General features: G+C 54.7%; 2 protein-coding genes. Both read left to right on the forward strand.

Annotated elements, in window-relative coordinates; genetic code table 11:
• Positions 1–627 (forward strand): terminase gpA endonuclease subunit (locus K0778_RS26690; protein WP_089551712.1); only part of this gene is annotated, 627 nt, incomplete at its 5' end.
• Positions 624–697: gpW family head-tail joining protein (gpW, locus tag K0778_RS26695; RefSeq protein ID WP_214290702.1), on the forward strand; the 74-nt coding region annotated here is incomplete at its 3' end. The genes K0778_RS26690 and gpW, both read left to right, overlap by 4 nt.

Genomic DNA, 697 nt, shown 5'->3' on the forward strand with positions numbered 1-697 from the left:
GATGAACAGACGCTGCTGCGTGTGGATGAGGCCATCAATAAAACCTATACCCGCCGGAATGGTGCAGAAATGTCGGTATCCCGTATCTGCTGGGATACTGGCGGGATTGACCCGACCATTGTGTATGAACGCTCGAAAAAACATGGGCTGTTCCGGGTGATCCCCATTAAAGGGGCATCCGTCTACGGAAAGCCGGTGGCCAGCATGCCACGTAAGCGAAACAAAAACGGGGTTTACCTTACCGAAATCGGTACGGATACCGCGAAAGAGCAGATTTATAACCGCTTCACACTGACGCCGGAAGGGGATGAACCGCTTCCCGGTGCCGTTCACTTCCCGAATAACCCGGATATTTTTGATCTGACCGAAGCGCAGCAGCTGACTGCTGAAGAGCAGGTCGAAAAATGGGTGGATGGCAGGAAAAAAATACTGTGGGACAGCAAAAAGCGACGCAATGAGGCGCTCGACTGCTTCGTTTATGCGCTGGCGGCGCTGCGCATCAGTATTTCCCGCTGGCAGCTGGATCTCAGTGCGCTGCTGGCGAGCCTGCAGGAAGAGGATGGTGCAGCAACCAACAAGAAAACACTGGCAGATTACGCCCGTGCCTTATCCGGAGAGGATGAATGACGCGACAGGAAGAACTTGCCGCTGCCCGTGCGGCACTGCATGACCTGATGACAGGTAAACGGGTGGCAAC

The organism is Escherichia sp. XD33 (assembly GCF_019375075.1).
In the GTDB taxonomy this organism is placed as follows: domain Bacteria; phylum Pseudomonadota; class Gammaproteobacteria; order Enterobacterales; family Enterobacteriaceae; genus Enterobacter; species Enterobacter flexneri_A.